The following is a 20,918-nucleotide window of genomic DNA, read 5'->3' as shown; positions in this document are numbered from 1 at the left end:
TAAATGTATTTTTAATGATTATACAAATATTTAAAATTACTCAGTAACATCATCTACAGCAATAACTATCGATTTTACGATACTCTTTTTGTATGTATATTTTAACTATCTATAAGCCTACATCTATATTAATAAATCATAGTTGCATTAAAAGTTATTATTCACATCCTTATATGTATAAATTCAATTCATATCACAAATATTTATATTAATAATCTGTAAATACAGATTAAATTATACAGAATAAAGATTTTATATAAAGGTTTATCTATATTATATGATTTTCCACTCATCAGATTATGTGATATATCTTTAGAGTATACATTCATATGCAGATAAAATATATTTTCTAAATGTTCTCTTATTTATAAATACAAAAATAGCCCTTAATCATCAAACAACAATCAAGAGCTACTTCTTTAGTAGTATGCCTAATAAATAAGTATATATAACAAATAGTACAAACAGTTCTATGCACATTTATATATATTTAATTTACAAAGCTAAACTATACCTAATTATAAAATTTTCGATAAAAATAATTTTGTTCTATCATTAGTAGGTTCATCAAATACTTGTTTAGGTGTACCGTCTTCTAAAATAAGACCACCATCCACAAATAGTACACGATGAGCTACTTCTTTTGCAAATCCCATTTCATGAGTAACGATAACCATAGTCATTCCATCTTTAGCCAATGATTTCATAACATCTAATACTTCACGAACCATTTCAGGATCTAATGCCGATGTAGGTTCATCGAAAAGCATTACTTTCGGTTTCATCGCTAACGCACGAGCAATAGCAACACGCTGTTTCTGACCACCTGATAAAGAATTAGGATATGCATCAGCTTTATCTGCCAACCCAACACGTTCTAATAATTTAATAGCAATTTGGTCAGCTTCATTTTTTGATGTTTTACGTACCTTGGTTTGAGCCAATGTTAAATTTTCCAATACTGTCATATGAGGAAATAAATTAAAGTTTTGGAATACCATACCTACTTCTGTGCGAACTTCATTTAATTTATCCTTATCAGATAAATCCATACCATCTACGATAACTTTGCCACTAGTAGGTTCTTCTAAATAGTTCATAGTACGTAACACCGTACTTTTACCAGAACCAGACGGGCCAATAATAACTACGACCTCACCTTTATTTACACGAAGATTAATACCTTTTAATACTTCATTTTTCCCAAAGGATTTACGTACATTATCTAAGATAATCATTTTGCGCTATTTTTCCTTTCCAAGTAACCAACTAATTGGGAGATACTTACAGTCATAACCAAGTATATTATGGCAACAGCACCCCAAATTTCAAAGGATGCATAAGTTTTTGCAATAATTAATTGACCACGACGTGTCAATTCCTCAAATCCAATAACAGAAACTAAGGAAGAATCTTTTAACATAGCAATAAATTCATTCCCCAATGGCGGAATAATAGCTCTAAAAGCTTGTGGCATAATGATGTAGCGCATAGTTTGAACTCAAGATAAACCTAGAGAACGACCGGCTTCCATTTGACCTTTATCAATTGATTGAATGCCCGCACGGAAAATCTCAGATACATAGGCACCAGAGTTAATACTACATGCTGTTACGGCAGCAATGAATGGATCGACACGTTGGCCTGTTAACATTGGCAATGCAAAGTAGATTAAGAAAATTTGTACCAATAACGGTGTACCACGGATAATATCTACATAGCACTTTGATAACAACCGTACGATTGTAAATCGAGATAATCCCGCCAAAGCTACTAACAAACCAATAAGAAAACCACAGCCTACAGACATAGCTGTAATTTCAACAGTCACTAAAGCCCCTTGCAACAGCAAAGGAAAATTGTTGATTATGACATTCCAGTCCATCCATTACTCCCTTATTATTTAAAATCTAAAACTACCGGCATATCCGCTGGCGCATCAACGTTGAACCATTTTTTATATAATGTATTAAATTCACCATCTGCTTTCATATCAGCAATAGCTTTATTAATTTGTTCTTGCAATGCTTTATTATCCTTATTTATTGCCAGTCCTAAATATTCTTTAGTATTAGGATATGCTAAAAATTTAATATTTTGATCTGGATGTTTAGTACTATAATATTGCGCTACCGGCAAATCAATTACAGTTGCATCAACACCACCATTCTGTAATTCTAACAAAGCTTCATTACTATGGTCAAATTCTTTTACTATAGTACCATCAATTTTATGAGCCAAATCAGCACCAGTTGTTCCTAATTGAGCCGCTACTTTTTTCCCTTTTAAGTCATCTAAGCTATTAATATCCGTAGCACCTTTATACACGATAGCCAATGCATTTTCATAATATGGTGAAGAAAATAATACCTTTTCGCTTCTTGCTTTTGTAATAGTCATACCAGATGCTGCTACATCGATATCATGTGTATTTAAAGCAGGAATCAAAGCATCAAAAGATACGTTTTTAAGTTCTACATTTTTGTTAAGACGTTTACCAATAGCGCGAATCAATTCAATATCAAAACCTGTATAATCGCCAGTTTTATCATCTTTAAATTCAAACGGCACAAATGTAGCATTAGTACCAACTACGATTTTTTCATTTTTAGATGCAGTATCTGATCCGCAACCACCTACGACGGAACCAGCCATAACAATCATCAAACTACCTAGAATTATTTTTTTTACTTTATTGTGAATCATTCTGTCATCCCCCACTTAATAAACCATATTTCACTATATTCATAGTATATATATAAGGAATATTTATGTCAATATTTTTGTATAAAATTCTCTATAGAACTTGTATATTCGGCATATTTCAATCTTTTTTATACAGCATTCGAATATTTATACTTCCACTGTATATTCAAAGCTAACAATTACAATGAAAATCAGCTTTTTATATACATATGCATAAGAAAATGGAAAACTCCTGAGATATAAGACAAAATTTTTTTTGCAAATCTAAGTATTTAGCAATCATTATATTCTGCAATCATTTCACTTTTCATAAAATACAACGCAAAAAGCACATGAGAAAAGCCTCATGTGCCCGTTATACGGCTGACCTGGTCTTTGCCCCCACACTCGCCTGCTGGAAGGTTCGCTCATAGGTCTGAGACCCCCCACTACTACTCCTCTCGGTTTACCGGCAGGACTTACATCTAAGCCGCACCATGCTCACAGTTTTTTAACTGCTTATGTGGATCGTTTTGCCTGCGACTGGCCTCGACTTACAACCACAGACCCGTATTATATTTATTATAGATGAAATAACTCTATATTGTCTATACCTTACTTCGTATTCAAAACGTATATAGCAAGGTTATCTACCTTTTACTTTTATAAACATCTAGTCTATCAATTCTGTTAACGTAATAGAAAGAAAGCAAAATATAATAACAAACAATTAATGCAAACATATATTTTATATATTATCAATTGCATGAGAATTAAAATTTCAACCCCTAATTTTCTATGTATAGAAAATAGGAATAGAAACCATAAGTTTTTCTTCATTATTCCATTATATTTATTAATACATAATTTTGAACCCTCGTACTTAATGCATTCTGTTTTTGTCAATTACTTTTTCTATGCTAAATATGAATACTTGATGTTTTTTGACACTTTTACCACATACACAAATCTCAAGATTTAGTGTATAATACGAATACTGTTAAAGAAGATCGGCCTTAAGTTGTACGATGTATAAGCCATTGGGGTTGGTTTGTACATCCTAGTGTTAGAGGGGTTTACTATGTTTATGTTATCTTTAATGCAGCCATCTGGACTGTATGAATTAGAGAAAGATAGTTTAGAAGCCATAAGTGCTCAACTGTTGCAGATGATTCAGATGAAAAGCTATCACTTGTATACGCATTCCGTACAAGTGTCCAACTATGCAGTGAGCATTGCCGCAAAGATGGGATTACCATTAAATGAAATCGAACAAATTCGTCATGCTGCACTTTTACATGATGTGGGATTATTGATGATTCCTAATACGATGATACAAAAAGCACCATATCTAAATAAACAAGAAATGTCTAAATACAAACAACATGCAGCAAGTGGCGCCAACATGATTGAAAATTATCCATGTTGCCAACAAATTTTGCCTTATATCCGCTACCATCATGAAAAATGGGATGGTTCTGGATATCCAAAACATTTACGAGGTGCCAATATTCCACTAGGTGCTCGTATCATTGCTGTAGCAGATTACTACGATTCTACTGTAAATCCCTCTACAGAATTTTGGGCAAAAACAAAATCGAAAGCAAAAGAAGAATTATTCAGTGCTTCCGGTTCGCTCTTTGATCCAGATGTCGTGAAAGCGTTCATCGAAGTATTAGGATAATCTAACAAGAAAATAATACGTAAAAACGAGTCTTATCATCATGGTAAGACTCGTTTTATTTCCATATTTACATTTATTCAGAGGAAATTATACTTACAAATTAGATTATATTGAGTAGAAATAGCCCCCACCTTATAAAAATACCAATACTAAAAACTCCCACTGGCTAAAGTCAGTGACTCTATTGATGCAGGTTTGTATTGACGTAACACAGCACCTGCTGATTCTAATGTAGCCCCTGTAGTGTATATATCATCTACTAATAAAATACGTTTCCCTTTTATTATAGTTTCATTGTATTCACAATTCCACATAAATGCATGTTTCACCGTTTCTAATCGCTCAGTACCAGTGAGGCGCCACATATCCTTATGAGTATCCATTTTATATAAACAGTCGAGCCATACAAAATAATGCTCATCTATTTCATACACTTTTTGTTTACAATCGCTACATATAAATCTATGATTATTGTTATCCCTATATGGGCTAAAGCATTCATTTTCTTTTAAGACATTACTTTCTTCTAAACAATTAGCCCATCCCATAAAAAATAAATCAACTTGATTATACCCTCGTATTTTCTTTTTTTCCTCGCTAGATGGAATAGGCACTATATAATGTGGCATATATTCGTGTACGTACAAATTGTACGATGCTAAAAAAGGAGCAGCTCCTTTGGACTGCTCCTTTTTCGCATTAAATTTTACATCATATATCATGGACTTAATGCCACCTCGATAATCGGCTAGTATCCAAACTTTATCAAGGGAGTGTAAAAATTTTTGTGGCACTTGTCTGATATGTAGTACATCATCAATACACGAATCACACCAACGACCTTGGCTAACTACAGGTGCCCCACAATGAGGGCACAGAGGAGGAAATAAAAAATCTAAAAACCCCATTATCCATCACACTTTCGTTGCAACCGTTCTTTAAACAATGTATATCGTTCTTCACCATTAACGGTCTTAACGGCACGCTCAACGGAATTCTTGGTGCCAATCATGATGACCCTCCGTTTCGCCCGAGTTACCGCTGTATATAATAGATTACGCTGTAACATATTACCATACATAGGAATGAATGGAATGATAACAACACCATATTCACTACCTTGACTCTTATGAACCGTAATGGCATAGGCAGGCATAATCATATGCGCTTCATCGACGGATAATCGCACTTCTTTATGGATAAAACGAATGCAAATATCGGTCTTAGTAATAGCATAAATAATACCAATTTCACCATTAAATACTTCTAATTCATAATTGTTCATGACTTGTATCACCTTATCGCCAACACGATAAGTAATACCATTAGCACGCACTTCTCCTTTATAACTTTCGGCAGGGTTAACAGCTTGCTGTACATATTGTGAAATACTGGTACTCCCTGCCTTACCGCGCCGCATAGGAGAAATAATTTGAATATCTAGCTCATCGTCTACATTTTCTTTTTCCCGTTTATATACATCAATAATAGCTTTCATCATATCCGTTAACGAATTAACGGCTATGAAAGTAAACTCATCTCTGTTTGCATCGAGATTGGGCATGTCACCACGGTTGATAGCATACGCACTATCGACGATACTATTACCAGAGTTCTGACGATAAATTTGATGTAATCGTGTATAAGGCACCATATCACTATCAAGCATGTCTTTCAAAACAAAACCTGCACCAATAGGAGGCAATTGATCCACATCCCCAACGATAATAACATGAGCTTCTCTAGGAATAGCAGCCATTAAAGAATAATAAAGTCTCACATTGAGCATCGATGCTTCATCGATAATAATGACATCGATATCTAATGGGTCATCTTCATTTTTTGTGAAATCATAAGAATCACTGCCTACTACAGGCATCAATAAACGATGTATCGTTGTAGCTTCAAACTCAGTAGCCTCTGTTAGGCGTTTCGCTGCACGTCCTGTAGGAGCACATAGAACAATACGTCCTAAGCCACCGAGCTGAAAACCTTTAACTAAAGCTTTAATAATCGTCGTTTTCCCTGTTCCAGGCCCCCCTGTAATGAGAGAAAATTTTTCAAAAAATGATAATTCTATAGCTTCCTTTTGCTCTGAGCCAAAAGTAATATGATTATCAGATTCAAAACGTTCAATAAAATTAGGTATATCCAAAGCTATAGGATCTGCTTCGATGAGAAAATCTCGTGTATAATGAACCCCTTCTACTTCTGACACATACATTTCAGGAGGATAAATGTAAAGAATATCATCATAATATGTACTGTACAGTATACCTTGAGAAATAATAGTTTCAATAAAATCAGCAATCATATCAGGATCTACATTGAGGAGTTGATATGCACGACTAATCAATTCATCTACAGGCAAACAAGTATGACCTTGATTGTCCAAAAGTCCTAAAATCCAATTAATACCAGCCTCTAAACGGCGCTCATCATCTATGGCAATACCTAAATTAAAAGCTAATGTATCGGCCGTATTAAACAACATATCAGGAGCTATACGAAGCAAGGTATAAGGATTATCCTCTAAAACAGCAATCGATCCAGCACCATAATAAGTATACACTTGTCTAGACCATTTAGCAGAAATTTGATGGGATTCAAAAAAATGATTCAGCTCAGATAATATACCTTCCCCTAGCAATGTATTGTAGAGCTCATCTTTAACAGATTGACGAAGCCCCGGTACATCTTTAATTTCTTTAGGCTGGTCCTCACGCAATACATCAAGGAGACGAAGTCCAAAATAATCGCAGATTTTTTCAACCGATTTTTCCCCAAGCCCTTTAATACCTAGATTCATTAAGTATGTACGAGCGGCCCCCATATTATCAGGTTTCAATTTTTCAATACTAGATGCATCAAATTGATATCCGTATTTTTGATGTTCTACGTAACGACCTTTTAATTCAATATCTTCTCCCTCTTTAGGTGCTTCGAATCGACCGGTACAAGGGATGGTTTCTTCGTTATAGTCTTTTAACAGGAATACGCAATACGTGTTCTGTGTATTCTGATATATAATTCGATATACAAATCCTCGTATGGCTTCCATGTTATCTCCAATTCGACCCCTTATTTTTCCGTATTTGGTAACGCTTCAATAATTTCTTGTACTGCATCAGTAATGCTACCTTCGTTACCAATTTTAATGTGCGCTACCTGCTCATATAATGGATAGCGTTCTTCATATACATTAAAAATATACTCAATACTTTCTTTTACAAGTGGACGAATCTCTAAATCTAAATCATCTAGAATATGGTTCACATCGCGATTTACAAATACGACGAGGCCATTATTTCTCATAAGATTAACAGTTTTTTCAGATGTTACGGTGCCACCACCAGTAGCAATAACAGCTGGTTTATTATGAATCAACTCTTTAATTGTTTCGTATTCATATTCGCTAAATGCATCTTTACCATCATAGATAAAAATATTTTGCACAGATTTGCCTACTTTATCTTGAATAGTTTGATCTAAATCATAAAAATCGCGTCTTAATTCTTTTGCTAACATTTTACCAACCGTTGTTTTACCTGCACCAGGCATACCGATAAGAAAAATGTGTTTATGCATATGTTCTTTTAAAAACTCGTTGCTAATAGATACAACTTGTTTCATATAGGATTCAACATATGGTGACAGTTGCACATCCTTGCAAGATTCTTTATGACCGACGATGATTTCTCGATCCCGCGTTTCATCAATAAGCGGTAAATGATGTTCATCTTTATATTTACCAATCACTTCGATGAGAGATAAACGCTCTTCAAACAATGCTACTAATTGTGTGTCAATGCCATCTATTTTCTCACGTGCTTCTTTAATATCCATAGCTCCCCCTTATGGTCTATAGTCCTGTAAAATCGACAAAGCTTGGGCTTCATCAATTTTCATTTGATCAATTAAGTCTTGCAATGCGTTAAATTTTATTTCCCCACGCAAATACGAAATAAATTGAACAGTCACTTGGTGTCCATATATATTACGGTCAAAATCGAATACATGTACTTCACAGCGATGATACTGATTCATAAAAGTAGGATTATCGCCTATATTACCAACACCGTTATACCAAACACCGTCGATACACACACGATTGGCATACACACCATCTGGAGGTATAGCCATTTCATTGGGCAACAATAAATTAAGTGTTGGAAACCCTAATGTGCGTCCTCGTTGATCCCCTTTGATAACAATACCTTTAAATTGATACGGTCTACCAAGCCATGATGTAGCATCCTCCATGCGCCCTTCTTCTATAGCTTTGCGAATAGCAGTGCTTGAAATAGGCCCTTCTAAAGTTGGCAAAAGAGGTTCCACAATAATGTGAATACCTTTTGATGTAAGAGCATCAATCATAGTCTTTGGTGTACCAACCCCTTTAGCACCAAATGTAAAATTTGTGCCTACTACCATCCCCACCACATCGAGACCATCGCAGAGATGATGTAAAAAATCACTAGGAGACATATTGAGCAAATCTTGATTCATTGGTAATCGCAAAATATAGTCTACTTGTAATGTTTCTAAAATTTCATCCATTATATCTGCTGCGAGAACCCGTTTAGGTACCCGCTCAGGTCGTAATATAGTCATTGGATGCGCATCAAAAGTAACAAGAACGGTAACACCATTATATTGTTTTGCTTCTGCAATAGCATTATCAATAACCTTTTGATGACCCTTATGTAATCCATCAAATGTACCCAGTGCATATACAATTTTACTGTGAATTTGATGCAAATCATCAAAGGAGTGTAATTGCTTCATAAGTATCCTTAAATAAAAATATTTTTCTCTACCCGTATGGATTGAGATGTTCGTTTTACAATACCTATAAATCCACTTGGACCATAGGCTCTATAATATTGTGACGGTACGGTATGCGCAAAAGATTCAACGATTGGTAATTCCTTACCTTGCACCATCATCTTTAATTGTACACTATCTACGTCTATTTTTGAAAGATGCAATACTGCAGAATCCGTCGGTAACAATAAACTCTCGCCACGAACCATCAGTTCCTCTGCCATATAAGAACCCTTTATTGTAAATGGACCTACCTCAGTCCTTGCTAAAGACGTCATTGTACCAGGAATACCTAATTTCAAGCAAATATCGCGCAACAAAGAACGAATATATGTCCCTCCAGAACAAGTTACACGAATAGTGAAATAAGGGAATCCATAGGCCAGTAATTCAATGGATTCTATCGTAATAGCACGGCTAGGTAATTCTATGGGAATACCTTTTCGCGCATATTCATAAGCACGAATCCCATTGACTTTAATAGCCGAATATTTTGAAGGAGTCTGCTGTTGAGTACCTACAAATGTAGCTAATACTTCATTAAGCTGTTGCCACGACGGTACCATAATATCATCAGTTATATATGAGCCAACTGGTACTACATTTTCTATATAATCTGTTTCACCACTACTATTTGTATGTACCATATTTTCATGCAGAACCACACCTGATACCAGGGACATAGATGAATCTGGTAATACAGGTTGTCCTGTGCTATCTTCTGTATCAGTGAAGGTGCCAAATTTACATTCTGCTACATAAGTTTTACTGAACTCATCAGTATACTCAATAAGACGGGTTGCCTTGCCAAGAAAAATAGGTAGCACACCATATGCCATTGGGTCTAAGGTACCACTATGACCAATGCGTTTTTCTTTCAAAATACGTCGACATATTGCCACTGCATCATGACTCGTAATGCCAGGTGGTTTCAAAAATGGTAATACCCCGTCCATTAACCAATAGCCTCCAATAATTCAGACTTTGCCTCTTCAATATTCTTCATAATAGTGCAGCCTGCGGCACGAATATGTCCGCCACCGCCAAATTGTTGAGCAATAGCATTTACATCTGTGCCTTTAGAGCGAAAACTGATTCGCGTACGATTAGGACTTTCACCTTTTAATAGAATGGCGATATCTACTGTATCTACATTTCGGATGATATCTACAAATCCATCAGTGTCATCACCAAGAATAGCCATCACAGCGGGACACAATTCGATGGTAGCCACCGTATTGTGTTTATAAAAACCGATAGTTTGCATCACTTGTTTTGTCAATTCGAGACGGTCTGCACTAATAGCTTCAATTGTCTCAGAGACTACATTAGGATGCGCCCCAGCTGCTACACAATAACTGGCCATTTCCAAAGTATGCGCTGTAGTATTACTAAATTTAAAGAAACCACAGTCTGTAGCGATAGCCATATATAATGCGGTTCCCATGGACTCTGTAATAGGCCAATTCCATTCTTTGCACAAATAGGTAATAATTTCACCAGTAGCAGCAAAATTGGATTTTAAATATAGATAATCAGCAAATTTCGTATTAGAAATATGATGATCTATATTAAAAATAGGTGCACTACATAGTGCACCTACTCTACCAATTCGTTCATACGTGCTAGCATCTAATACCATGAGCATATCTACAGATATTGCATTAGTTTCTAAATAAGACACATCATGGATGTAATCTATATATTTCAAAAACGAAAATTTCTCTGGTATTACATCATCCACCACCATATGTACGGTTTTGCCTTGTGCTATAAGGGCTTCGTAAAAAGCCAGCATAGAACCAATAGCATCACCATCGGGGCGAATGTGTACGGTGAGCAAAATAGAATTAGCTTCACACAGAGCCATGTGTAATTGATTTATCGTTATATTACTCATGTCTCATCCTATATATTAATTAGATGTATCATCTTCAGAGGATGCATCTCTAGTGTGTTCATCCTTTTTGATTTCATTCAAAAGGGATTCGATATGCATGCTGTAATCGAGAGATGTATCTTTATCAAAAGAAATCTCTGGAATATGACGCAAACGAAGAACTTTGCCAAGCTCTGTACGAATGTGACCAGCTGCATGTTGTAATGCGATAAGGGTATCTTGTTTTTCCTTATCGGAACCAAACAAGCTGACGTAAATAGTGGCTTCCCGCAAATCACCAGTTACATGTACATCTGTGATAGTAGTAAAGCCGATACGAGGATCTTTGAGACCTCGCATCAACATTTGACTTACTTCTTGTTTGATGAATTCTTGTAATTTTCTTACCCGAACATCACTCATAATAACCTCCTAAAATTGAGGTGCAATTTCTTCCATCAAGTACGCTTCGATAACGTCACCTTCCTTGATATCGCGGTAACCTTCTAAGGAAATACCACATTCGAAAGATGTTTTTACTTCTTTTACTTCGTCTTTGAAACGACGTAAGGAATCCACTTTACCTTCAAATACAACGATGCCATCACGAATCAAACGAACTTCCGAATCGTTGGTAATACGACCTTCCGTTACATAAGAACCGGCAACAATTGCTTTTGGTGTAGAAATAACTTGACGTACTTCTGCACGGCCTACTACGACTTCTTTGAATTGTGGTGCTAACATGCCACGCATCGCGGATTCAACATCGTTGATAGCATCATAAATAACACGGTAAGTACGAAGGTCAACCTTTTCATTTTCCGCAGCGCGGCGTACATTTGCATCTGGACGTACATTAAAGCCCATTACGATAGCATTAGACGCAGATGCAAGCATAATATCTGATTCATTAATAGCCCCTACTGCAGCATGAACAATGACGATACGAACTTCTGGATTTTTAATACCTTCTAACGATTGACGCAAAGCTTCTACAGAGCCTTGTACATCGGCCTTAATAATGATATTTAAGTCTTTCAATTCCCCTTGTTGAATTTGATTGAAAATATCGTCCAAGGTAACTTTGTGAGTAGCATTTAATTCTTGAACGCGTTGTTTTGCAATACGTTTTTCTGCAATGGCACGCGCTTCATTATCCTCCATACCATTGATGATTTCACCAGCTTGTGGTACTTCAGAGAAACCGAGGATTTCCACTGGCATAGATGGACGAGCCACTTTCACCTTTTCGCCGCGTTCATTTGTCATAGCACGAACCTTACCATACGCGGTACCTGCCAATACAGTATCACCTACACGGAGAGAACCTTTTTGTACAAGCACAGTACATACTGCACCACGGCCTTTGTCGAGCTGTGCTTCAATAACGACACCGTATGCCTTACGGTTAGGGTTCGCCTTGAGTTCCATTACTTCTGCAACGAGCAAAATATTTTCTAATAAATCATCAATACCTTGTTTTTGTTTTGCCGATACTGGAACCATAATGACATCGCCGCCCCACTCTTCTGGTAATAGACCATGTTCAGACAATTGTTGTTTTACATGATCAGGGTTGGCACCGGGTTTATCCATTTTATTGATAGCTACGATGATAGGTACTTCTGCAGATTTAGCATGATTAATAGCCTCAATAGTTTGTGGCATTACACCATCATCGGCAGCAACTACTAAAACCGCAATATCTGTAGATTTTGCACCGCGCAAACGCATTGCTGTAAAAGCCTCATGCCCTGGTGTATCAAGGAATGTAATCTTATTATCATTGTAACGGACTTGGTACGCACCAATATGTTGTGTAATACCACCTGCTTCACCAGCAGTTACATTAGTTTGACGAATTACATCCAACAAAGATGTTTTACCATGGTCAACATGTCCCATAATAGTAACAACTGGCGGACGAGGTTTCAATGTTTCTGGTGCATCCTCGATTTCAATAATATCTGTAGGATCCTCTTCAGGTTCTACTTCTTTTACTACAACACCAAATTCTTCGGCTACGATTGTGGCTGTATCTAAATCTACTTCTTGGTTAATACTTGCCATTACACCTAAGAGCATTAATTTTTTGATAATTTCAGATACTTCACGGCCCATTTTTTCAGCTAATTCTTTAACTGTTAGGGATCCACTTAATTCGATTTCACTAGCAATAGCTGCTTGTGCTTTACGTTCTTCTTCCGCTTTTTGTTGCAAATATTGCTCATTACGGTGTTTTACTTTATTTTTTTTCTTTTGCATCGACGTACTCAACAAAGATTGAGGACGATTATTTCCACCTTTTTTATTTTTCTTATTACGGCGGTCATCATTACGACCATTTCGATTATCGTTAGCTACTACATCCGAACGATTGTCATTATTACGAGATTCCCCATGACTATTGCGGTGATCATTGTTACGTTTGTCGCTATTATTACGATTGCCCTTATGGTCTTGTTTGGAACTATTTTTTTGTGTTGGCTCGTTAATTTGTACGTGACGTACTTGTTTTTTATTATCTTGTTTGTGGTCTTGCTTTTGACCTTGTTGTTTTTGTTGATGATTATTTTTTTTGTGGTTATCTTGCATATTAGATTTTGACTCAACCTGTTTAATATTACCTTTACCTAATTGTTGTTTTACCACATTATAACCTTCATCATCTACAGTATTTACTGCTTTAGTAATGTTTTCAAAATTATGTTGTTGCAAGATAGAAATGACCTGCTTACTTTCTACGCCAAATTCCTTGGCGATTTCGTGAACGCGCTTTTTGGACATCTACATACCCCCTTATTACTGATCAATCTCTTTTAGTAATGCCTTTGCAAATCCATCATCCTGCACGGCTACAACAACACGGACTTCTTTCCCTATAGCCCTGCCTAACGCCTCTTTATCAGCGATTTTGCGCAATGGGATATGATGTATTTCTGCTAATTGTATATATTTCTTTTCATTATTGGATGCACAATCAGCAGCGAGTAGTATAAGTTTTGGTTCCTTTTTTTTCATTGATTTTTCTACGATAAAATCACCGGAACTCAAACTACCTGCACGTTGTGCTAATCCTAAGAGATTTAAAATTTTATCTATATTCATTATTTATTGCTGTTCCAAATCTTGTTGTAATGTTTCATACACATCTTTTGATACGCCGTGTTTCAAGGAACGTTCTAATTTCTTACCTTTATAAGCTGCTTGCAAGCAATCCATAGAAGGACAAATATACGCACCGCGGCCAGGCGCCTTACCAGTTTTATCAATACTAATAATGCCTTCTGGGCTCAATGCAACGCGAATTAACTCACGTTTACTCTTTGGTTCACCACAGCCTACACAGGTTCGCATAGGTTGAGATTTGCTTTTCATTATGCTTCACTTGCCTCATCGGATGCAACACCAAATCCTGTGAAAGGATTTTCTGCTGCTTGTGTTTCACTTTTAATATCAATTTTCCAATTTGTCAATTTAGCAGCAAGGCGAGCATTTTGGCCTGCTTTTCCAATAGCTAAGGACAATTGATAATCTGGCACTACTACGTAAGAAGATTTTTCAGTTTCACTAACGTCAACAGAAATAACCTTCGCTGGGCTCAAAGAATTTGCAATATAAATAGCTGGATCTTCATCCCATTTTACGATATCGATTTTTTCATCATGTAATTCATCGACAATATGTTGTACACGTTGCCCTTTAGGACCTACACATGCACCTACAGGATCGATACTTTCATCACGACTAAATACGGCAATTTTAGAACGCATGCCTGGCTCACGAGCAACAGATTTAAGTTCTACTACACCTTCATAAATTTCTGGTACTTCTAACTCAAAGAGGCGTTTTAATAAGCCTGGATGAGTACGGGAAATCATAATTTGAGGGCCCTTCGTAGTTTTCTTGACCTCTACAATATAGCATTTAATGCGGTCCCCTTCACGATATATTTCATTAGCAATTTGCTCTGTAGCAGGCAAAATCGCTTCTGTTTTACCTAGGTCGATATATACGTTTTTACCTTCTACACGAGTAATAACTCCAGTAATGATATCACCTTCACGGCTATAATATTCTTCATATACAACACTACGTTCTGCTTCTTTCAAACGTTGGATGAGCATTTGTTTCGCTGTATGTGCAGCACTGCGGCCGAAATTAGCAGGTGTTACATCTACTTCTACTACATCGCCAGTTTCAAAACGTTTATCTTTTTGACGTGCATCTAATAGGCTCATTTCTGTTTCAGGAAATTCAACCGCTTCCACAACCTTTTTTTTCGCCATTACTTTATATGCACCAGTTTCACGGTTCAATTCTACATAGGCGTCAGGATTCGAGGTTGGTTCCTTTCGATACGCTTGTAACAAAGCCGCTTCTAAGGATTCAAAAATAACCTCTGGTTCGAAACCTTTCTCCTTAGTTAGCACCATCACTGCTTGGATTAATTCTTGACTCACTCGTATGCCTCCATATATTAAAAATCGAGATGTAATCGGATTTGAGCAATGCTAGACCGTTCAAAAGTCATGCTTTCACCATTGATTAAAAATTCAATTGTATCGTCGTTAAAACCTTGTAAAGTTCCAGTATATTGTTTTAACCCACCAATAGGTTTAAACAATTGGATATCTACATCGCGGCCATTGTATCGAATGAAATCCTTATCTTTTTTAAGAACTCGATCAAGACCTGGTGAAGAAACCTCTAATAGATAATTTTCTGTAATCGGATCCTTCTCATCAAGAGCGGCGCTCAATTTTTCACTCACCATTTGACAATCATCGAGGTCTACACCGCCTGGTTTGTCTAAATATACCCGCAGATACCAGTCGCGCTCACGCACATAGTCGACATCGACTAATTCTAACTCTGTGCCAGCTATAACTTTTTCCACTACAGAGGATACAAATTCCTCTACGGCCTCCCTTTTCATAGCCATCGCCTCCTTATAACTTACTGCAATTTATATTCTTTTATGTTAATTACGATTGTGAAAGTAAGGAAAATCTCTCTAATCATAAATGAAAGAGTGGACAAAATCGTCCACTCTTAAAAAAGTTTATATAAAAGTCATATATATTGTACCATAATTTACTAAAAATGTACAAATTTCCTATCAATTTGATTTTACATTGATTCTTTTCTTGTATTCAATTCATGTAGAATATTAGCTAAATTATGTGTTAACGCTTCTGCTAATTCATCTAAACTGTTCGAATCTAAATGGTGGTCGATTTCTGGGTAGTTATGGTAACGAAGTTCTGCAAAAAATTCATCGCGGAATTCATTATAATAGACTAGGAGCCCCGTACATTCTTCCATTTTCCGATATTCACCAATGATAAAAGAACCATTAATCATGCGCACTGCGTTTTTAGGTGTTATATCCCGAATAAATCCTTCTAATTCTGACGGCATACAAGTTTCATAATTCCAAGTAGGCAAACCTTTTCGTTTATACGTATAGGTAAAGTTTTCACTACTGTGAATAAGCATTTTAGTTAACCCCTGTACAGCACGTTCTTGTAATCCTTTCCAAAAAGATTCTAAATCAGCACAAACAAAGGATATATCTACAAAAGAAAATAAGGGCATCACCACATGAACGGTATAATCTTCTACCTCTTTATCATATAAGGCACACCATTTCCATCCTAAATCATTTTCATAACGAAACAAGGGAATCGTTAATACCGCTTCACCAGCCGCTAATTTTTGTTCTGTTTCTATAAGAGCCTCTGGACCTGTCACAACGAGTTTAAACGTATCTATCGTAGGTGGCAACCACGAATAATCTAGGCCTTTACAAGCTTCAACGATGGTCTCCATATAGTGATTCGTACCTTTCTTGATAGGTTAATACATTTCTTACATATTCACGGGTTTCTGGAAATGGAATAGTATCAATCATACCATTCCAATTTTCCTCTTTCAACCACGATTCTACATGACCACGACCGGCATTATATGCCGCCAACGCTTGTACTTCATCACCATTAAACTCTTTTAATAGATATGACAAATACCACGTCCCCAATTCAATATTAGTAGTCGGCTCCTGTAATTGTGCATCCGTATAATTACCATGCCCCATTTGTTGCGCCACCCAACGTGCCGTATCTGGCATGAGTTGCATAAGGCCTATAGCCCCCGACTCAGACTGAGCCGTATTTTTATATTTGCTCTCCGCTAAAATGACACTAGCCACTAGTGATGGTGGTACTTCTTCTTTAGCAGCTACCGCTTCTACTACATCTCTGTAATCATAGGGGTAGGCAAATTGTCTAACGATGGGGTCTTGAAAATGATTAAAATATGCCCATCCTAACACAGCAACGGCTAACGCCGTAGCAGTCGTTCGTTTCATAATGCCTCCCTTTCATAATGTATAGCAGAAACCAATGGACTCTACCTTTAGAATTATCCTTTAGAATTATATATATAACACTAAACATAGTTAAATAATTATATATCTATGTATAGTGGTTTCAACACTGTATACCACAGCTGTTCTAATTGTGTTTTTAAATCCTGTATAGAACCATTATTATCGATAATAACATCTGCATAGGACTTCTTGTCATCTATAGGCATTTGACTATCGATACGCGCTAATGCATCTTGTTTAGAATATCCATTGCGTTCCATTAATCTCTGTACCTGTACCTTCGGTGATACATATACGAGCCATACTGTATCAAGATGCTCATACCATTTGCCTTCAATTAACAGTGGAATATCGTAAATAAGCACAGGTACAAGTTGCGATTCATAGTGTGCTGTTAATGTATCGATGCGTTGACGAATAAAACCGTGAATACAAGTATTTAACTGTTGACGTTTCTCTTCATCGTAAAAAACAATTTGACCTAAAGCTTCTCGGTTTAAGGTTCCGTCATGATGAATCACCGATTCCCCAAATAAATCACGGATAGCCTCTAAGCCAGGTGTTCCAGGCTCAACTACCTCTCTCGCTACTACATCTGCGTCAATAAAAGGTATATGTTTATCTTTAAAATAGGATAACACCGTACTCTTGCCAGATGCAATACCACCGGTCAAACCAATTTTCAACATAGTCTCTCCACCTTGTGTATAATCTAATTCTATACATCGTCTTCACGGTAATAACAACTACTCCTCAAACAATATATTATTTCACCAATGCCCAATTTTCTGCATCATGAACATCAACAATGAGTGGCACTTGTAAGTCTACAACACATTCCATAGTTTCTTTTAATAGAGCTTTCACAGCCTCTAATTCGTCGTTAATAACCTCCAACACAAGTTCATCATGCACTTGTAACAATAAACGAGATGTAAATCCTTTTTCTTCTAATAAGGATTCTACCTTATTCATAGCCAGTTTTATAATATCTGCTGCAGTGCCTTGGATTGGTGTATTCATAGCCGTACGTTCAGCAAAAGAACGACGATTAAAATTGCGACTGTTAATATCAGGCAATTCGCGAAGCCGACCAAACATAGTGCGAACCTTGCCTGTTTCATGAGCTTCTTTTACCATATTGTCCATATATTCTTTAACACGTGGGTAACGACTGAAATACAAATCGATGTAATTTTTCGCCTCTACCCGTGTAATACCAAGGTCACGGCTCAAACCAAAATCGGAAATACCATAAATAATGCCAAAATTGATAGCTTTTGCATGAGATCGCTCTTCACTAGTTATTTCCTCTTGAGCTTTCCCTAGCACCTCTGCAGCAGTAAATCGATGAATATCCTTACCTTCTGTGAACGCTTTGATCAATGCTTTATCACCTGACAAATGCGCTAAAATGCGAAGTTCAATTTGAGAATAATCAGCACTCACCAAAGTATCAAATCCTTCTCCAGGATAGAACAATGCACGAATTTCACGGCCTTTTTCAGTACGTACAGGAATGTTCTGTAAGTTTGGTTCAGACGAGCTAAGACGCCCCGTAGCCGTTACCATTTGATTGAAAGTAGTATGAATACGATGCGTATTAGGATTGATGAGCACAGCTAACCCTTCCAAATAAGTAGATACAAGTTTAGCAATAGTTCTATACTGCAAAATTTTCTCTACTATTGGGCTTTCATTACGAAGCATATCTAACACTTCTGCGTCTGTAGAATAGCCTGTTTTCGTTTTTTTAATAACAGGTAAATTCATTTTTTCAAACAAGATAATGCCTAGCTGTTTAGGAGAGTTAATGTTAAAAGTTTCCCCTGCGATCTTATAAATTTCTTGTTGAACCAACTCTAATTCAGTCTTAAAGCGGACCGTTGTATCTGCCAATTTATCTGGGTCAATATAAATACCATTCTTTTCCATCACCAATAAGGTGTGGATTAAAGGTAACTCAATAGCATTATATAAATTCCACAAGTCATTGCTACGAATAGTATCAAGAGCAGCATTGTTCATCGCAAGTAGCGCTTTTACCATTGACACACATTCTACATCAACACTACCTGTAGCAATAGATGATACAGAAAAACGTTCCGTTAAATAAAGATATCCGTAGTTAGTGCGCGTTGGATCTAATAGATACGCCATTAAGGACACATCGTGAATACGAGCTTCACCATTATCATTAAATAAACGAATGTCAGCAGGCGCATCCGTACCAAGTACCTCTAATAGTTCCTTAGCCTGTGTAGTGACCACTATTGCAGCCCCATTCAATACATGAGTAAGCAAATCTATATCACTACCATCTGTTTTGACAACAACATCTCCATTGGATAAGTAAATATTTACGATGCTCCTAAACGGAGCATGTCCAGAAAGAACAACATGAACGGCAATGGTTTTACCTTCATAGAACGATTCAGTCAAAGCAGTTCCATCTACTAATTCATCTAAAGAAACCTCTTCTTGTACCGCAAATAAGCCACCCATATCTTCAAATCCATCATCAGTGCCCATAATCTGCGCCAAACGAGGTGTCAACTTAGTAAAACCCAGTGATTCAAACATCGGTTTTACTTCACTTAAATGGAATTGTTGAACAAAATCATCAAGCTCATAAGAGAAATCCATATCTGTTTTGATGGTTGCCAAATCACGAGATAAAAATGCTAACTCTTTATTCTCTAAGAGGCGTTCTTTTAATTTCTTGCCAGAAATAGTATCTATATTTTCATATATGGATTCTAAATCGCCATATTCAGAAATCAACTTAAACGCCGTTTTTTCGCCCACCCCTGGTACACCTGGAATATTATCTGACGAATCGCCCATAAGAGCCTTCATTTGAATTACCTTATCTGGCCCATAACCATACAAGTCTTGCATATTCTCTAAGGTGATTTCCAACATGTCGGAAATACCTTTTTTTGTCAAAAATACATGACTGCAATCGCTAACCAATTGCAAATTATCGCGGTCACCAGTAATAATTTGCACAGCTAACTCAGAAGAGGCAAATTTCTTCGATAAGGATCCAAGAATATCGTCACCTTCAAAACCTTCCTCTTCAATCACACAAATCCCCATAGCTTTTAGTACATCTTGAATCAGACTAAATTGAGGTCGTAAGTCCTCTGGTGCATCTGGACGGTTGCCTTTATACTCGCTATACATTTCTGTGCGAAATGTTTGACGACCTTTATCAAAAGCTACCGCAATATAGTCAGGATGAATCTCTTCGTACAATTTAATGAGCATCGTCAAAAATCCATACACCGCATTCGTCGGTGTCCCCAATGCAGACTTCAATGGAGGAAGCGCAAAAAAGGCTCGGAATAAGAGACTACTGCCATCTATAATCATTAATTTTTTCATAAAACACCTCGCTTAATTCTATTTTTTATTATACCATAGAACACCTGTATGAATTC

General features: G+C 36.6%; 19 protein-coding genes and 1 pseudogene. 1 reads left to right on the top strand and 19 read right to left on the bottom strand.

The annotated features are described in order from the left end of the window. Positions 1 to 518: 518 nt before the first annotated feature. From EO120_RS07775 to EO120_RS07765, 3 genes and pseudogenes are all read right to left on the bottom strand, one after another. A complete protein-coding gene (locus EO120_RS07775) occupies positions 519 to 1,238 on the bottom strand; it encodes an amino acid ABC transporter ATP-binding protein (protein ID WP_127134915.1) in 720 nt (239 codons plus the stop codon). Continuing rightward, positions 1,235 to 1,885, bottom strand: a pseudogene (locus EO120_RS07770) (amino acid ABC transporter permease). Before EO120_RS07770 ends, EO120_RS07775 begins: the two are co-directional and overlap by 4 nt. A 14-nt stretch (positions 1,886 to 1,899) precedes the next feature. Continuing rightward, on the bottom strand, positions 1,900 to 2,706 hold the full coding sequence (locus EO120_RS07765) for a basic amino acid ABC transporter substrate-binding protein (protein ID WP_127134914.1): 807 nt from the start codon (positions 2,704 to 2,706) through the stop codon (positions 1,900 to 1,902). A gap of 1,060 nt (positions 2,707 to 3,766) precedes the next feature. Here EO120_RS07765 and EO120_RS07760 point away from each other — a divergent pair. Continuing rightward, positions 3,767 to 4,369: an HD-GYP domain-containing protein gene (locus tag EO120_RS07760; RefSeq protein WP_127134913.1), complete on the top strand. Its 603-nt coding sequence runs from the start codon at positions 3,767 to 3,769 to the stop codon at positions 4,367 to 4,369. A gap of 149 nt (positions 4,370 to 4,518) precedes the next feature. On the opposite strand, the gene EO120_RS07755 is transcribed toward EO120_RS07760, so the two are convergent. The 16 genes from EO120_RS07755 to polA form a co-directional block, all read right to left on the bottom strand. Beyond that, entirely contained in the window at positions 4,519 to 5,277 is a 759-nt protein-coding gene (locus tag EO120_RS07755) for a ComF family protein (protein ID WP_127134912.1), read from the bottom strand. Then, the gene (recD2, locus tag EO120_RS07750) at positions 5,277 to 7,430 is read right to left on the bottom strand and encodes an SF1B family DNA helicase RecD2 (protein WP_127134911.1); all 2,154 of its coding nucleotides are present in this window, start codon (positions 7,428 to 7,430) and stop codon (positions 5,277 to 5,279) included. Before recD2 ends, EO120_RS07755 begins: the two co-directional genes overlap by 1 nt. Positions 7,431 to 7,450: 20 nt before the next feature. Further along, a complete protein-coding gene (locus tag EO120_RS07745) occupies positions 7,451 to 8,215 on the bottom strand; it encodes a shikimate kinase (RefSeq protein ID WP_127134910.1) in 765 nt (254 codons plus the stop codon). A gap of 9 nt (positions 8,216 to 8,224) precedes the next feature. Continuing rightward, positions 8,225 to 9,157, bottom strand: a complete 933-nt coding sequence (locus EO120_RS07740) for a bifunctional riboflavin kinase/FAD synthetase (RefSeq protein ID WP_127134909.1) — start codon at positions 9,155 to 9,157, stop codon at positions 8,225 to 8,227. Between the two features lie 8 nt (positions 9,158 to 9,165). After that, positions 9,166 to 10,152 (bottom strand): tRNA pseudouridine synthase B, encoded by a 987-nt coding sequence (locus EO120_RS07735; protein WP_127134908.1) that lies wholly within the window; start codon positions 10,150 to 10,152, stop codon positions 9,166 to 9,168. Beyond that, positions 10,152 to 11,096, bottom strand: coding sequence for a DHH family phosphoesterase (locus EO120_RS07730; RefSeq protein WP_127134907.1), 945 nt, complete (start codon positions 11,094 to 11,096; stop codon positions 10,152 to 10,154). The genes EO120_RS07735 and EO120_RS07730 overlap by 1 nt, the downstream gene beginning before the upstream one ends. Positions 11,097 to 11,111: 15 nt before the next feature. Next, a complete protein-coding gene (rbfA, locus tag EO120_RS07725; protein WP_127134906.1) occupies positions 11,112 to 11,498 on the bottom strand; it encodes a 30S ribosome-binding factor RbfA in 387 nt (128 codons plus the stop codon). 9 nt (positions 11,499 to 11,507) lie between these two features. After that, the gene (infB, locus tag EO120_RS07720; RefSeq protein WP_127134905.1) at positions 11,508 to 13,865 is read right to left on the bottom strand and encodes a translation initiation factor IF-2; all 2,358 of its coding nucleotides are present in this window, start codon (positions 13,863 to 13,865) and stop codon (positions 11,508 to 11,510) included. 15 nt (positions 13,866 to 13,880) lie between these two features. Next, positions 13,881 to 14,186: a L7Ae/L30e/S12e/Gadd45 family ribosomal protein gene (locus tag EO120_RS07715; RefSeq protein WP_127134904.1), complete on the bottom strand. Its 306-nt coding sequence runs from the start codon at positions 14,184 to 14,186 to the stop codon at positions 13,881 to 13,883. A gap of 3 nt (positions 14,187 to 14,189) precedes the next feature. Then, the gene (gene rnpM, locus EO120_RS07710; protein WP_127134903.1) at positions 14,190 to 14,456 is read right to left on the bottom strand and encodes an RNase P modulator RnpM; all 267 of its coding nucleotides are present in this window, start codon (positions 14,454 to 14,456) and stop codon (positions 14,190 to 14,192) included. After that, on the bottom strand, positions 14,456 to 15,541 hold the full coding sequence (nusA, locus tag EO120_RS07705) for a transcription termination factor NusA (protein ID WP_127134902.1): 1,086 nt from the start codon (positions 15,539 to 15,541) through the stop codon (positions 14,456 to 14,458). The genes rnpM and nusA overlap by 1 nt, the downstream gene beginning before the upstream one ends. Before the next feature lie 17 nt (positions 15,542 to 15,558). After that, entirely contained in the window at positions 15,559 to 16,017 is a 459-nt protein-coding gene (locus tag EO120_RS07700) for a ribosome maturation factor RimP (protein ID WP_127134901.1), read from the bottom strand. Between the two features lie 194 nt (positions 16,018 to 16,211). Further along, positions 16,212 to 16,913: a hypothetical protein gene (locus tag EO120_RS07695; RefSeq protein ID WP_127134900.1), complete on the bottom strand. Its 702-nt coding sequence runs from the start codon at positions 16,911 to 16,913 to the stop codon at positions 16,212 to 16,214. After that, a complete protein-coding gene (locus EO120_RS07690) occupies positions 16,897 to 17,451 on the bottom strand; it encodes a lytic transglycosylase domain-containing protein (protein WP_127134899.1) in 555 nt (184 codons plus the stop codon). The genes EO120_RS07695 and EO120_RS07690 overlap by 17 nt, the downstream gene beginning before the upstream one ends. A gap of 98 nt (positions 17,452 to 17,549) precedes the next feature. Continuing rightward, complete coding sequence (coaE, locus tag EO120_RS07685) at positions 17,550 to 18,161, bottom strand: dephospho-CoA kinase (protein WP_127134898.1); 612 nt, start codon at positions 18,159 to 18,161, stop codon at positions 17,550 to 17,552. Positions 18,162 to 18,237: 76 nt separating this feature from the next. Continuing rightward, complete coding sequence (polA, locus tag EO120_RS07680) at positions 18,238 to 20,862, bottom strand: DNA polymerase I (RefSeq protein WP_127134897.1); 2,625 nt, start codon at positions 20,860 to 20,862, stop codon at positions 18,238 to 18,240. Positions 20,863 to 20,918: the final 56 nt, after the last annotated feature.

The sequence above is a fragment of the Veillonella caviae genome (assembly GCF_003992125.1).
Taxonomy (GTDB): domain Bacteria; phylum Bacillota; class Negativicutes; order Veillonellales; family Veillonellaceae; genus Veillonella; species Veillonella caviae.
Note: the sequence above shows the minus strand (reverse complement) of the source record. Positions and strands in the feature narration are given on the sequence as shown.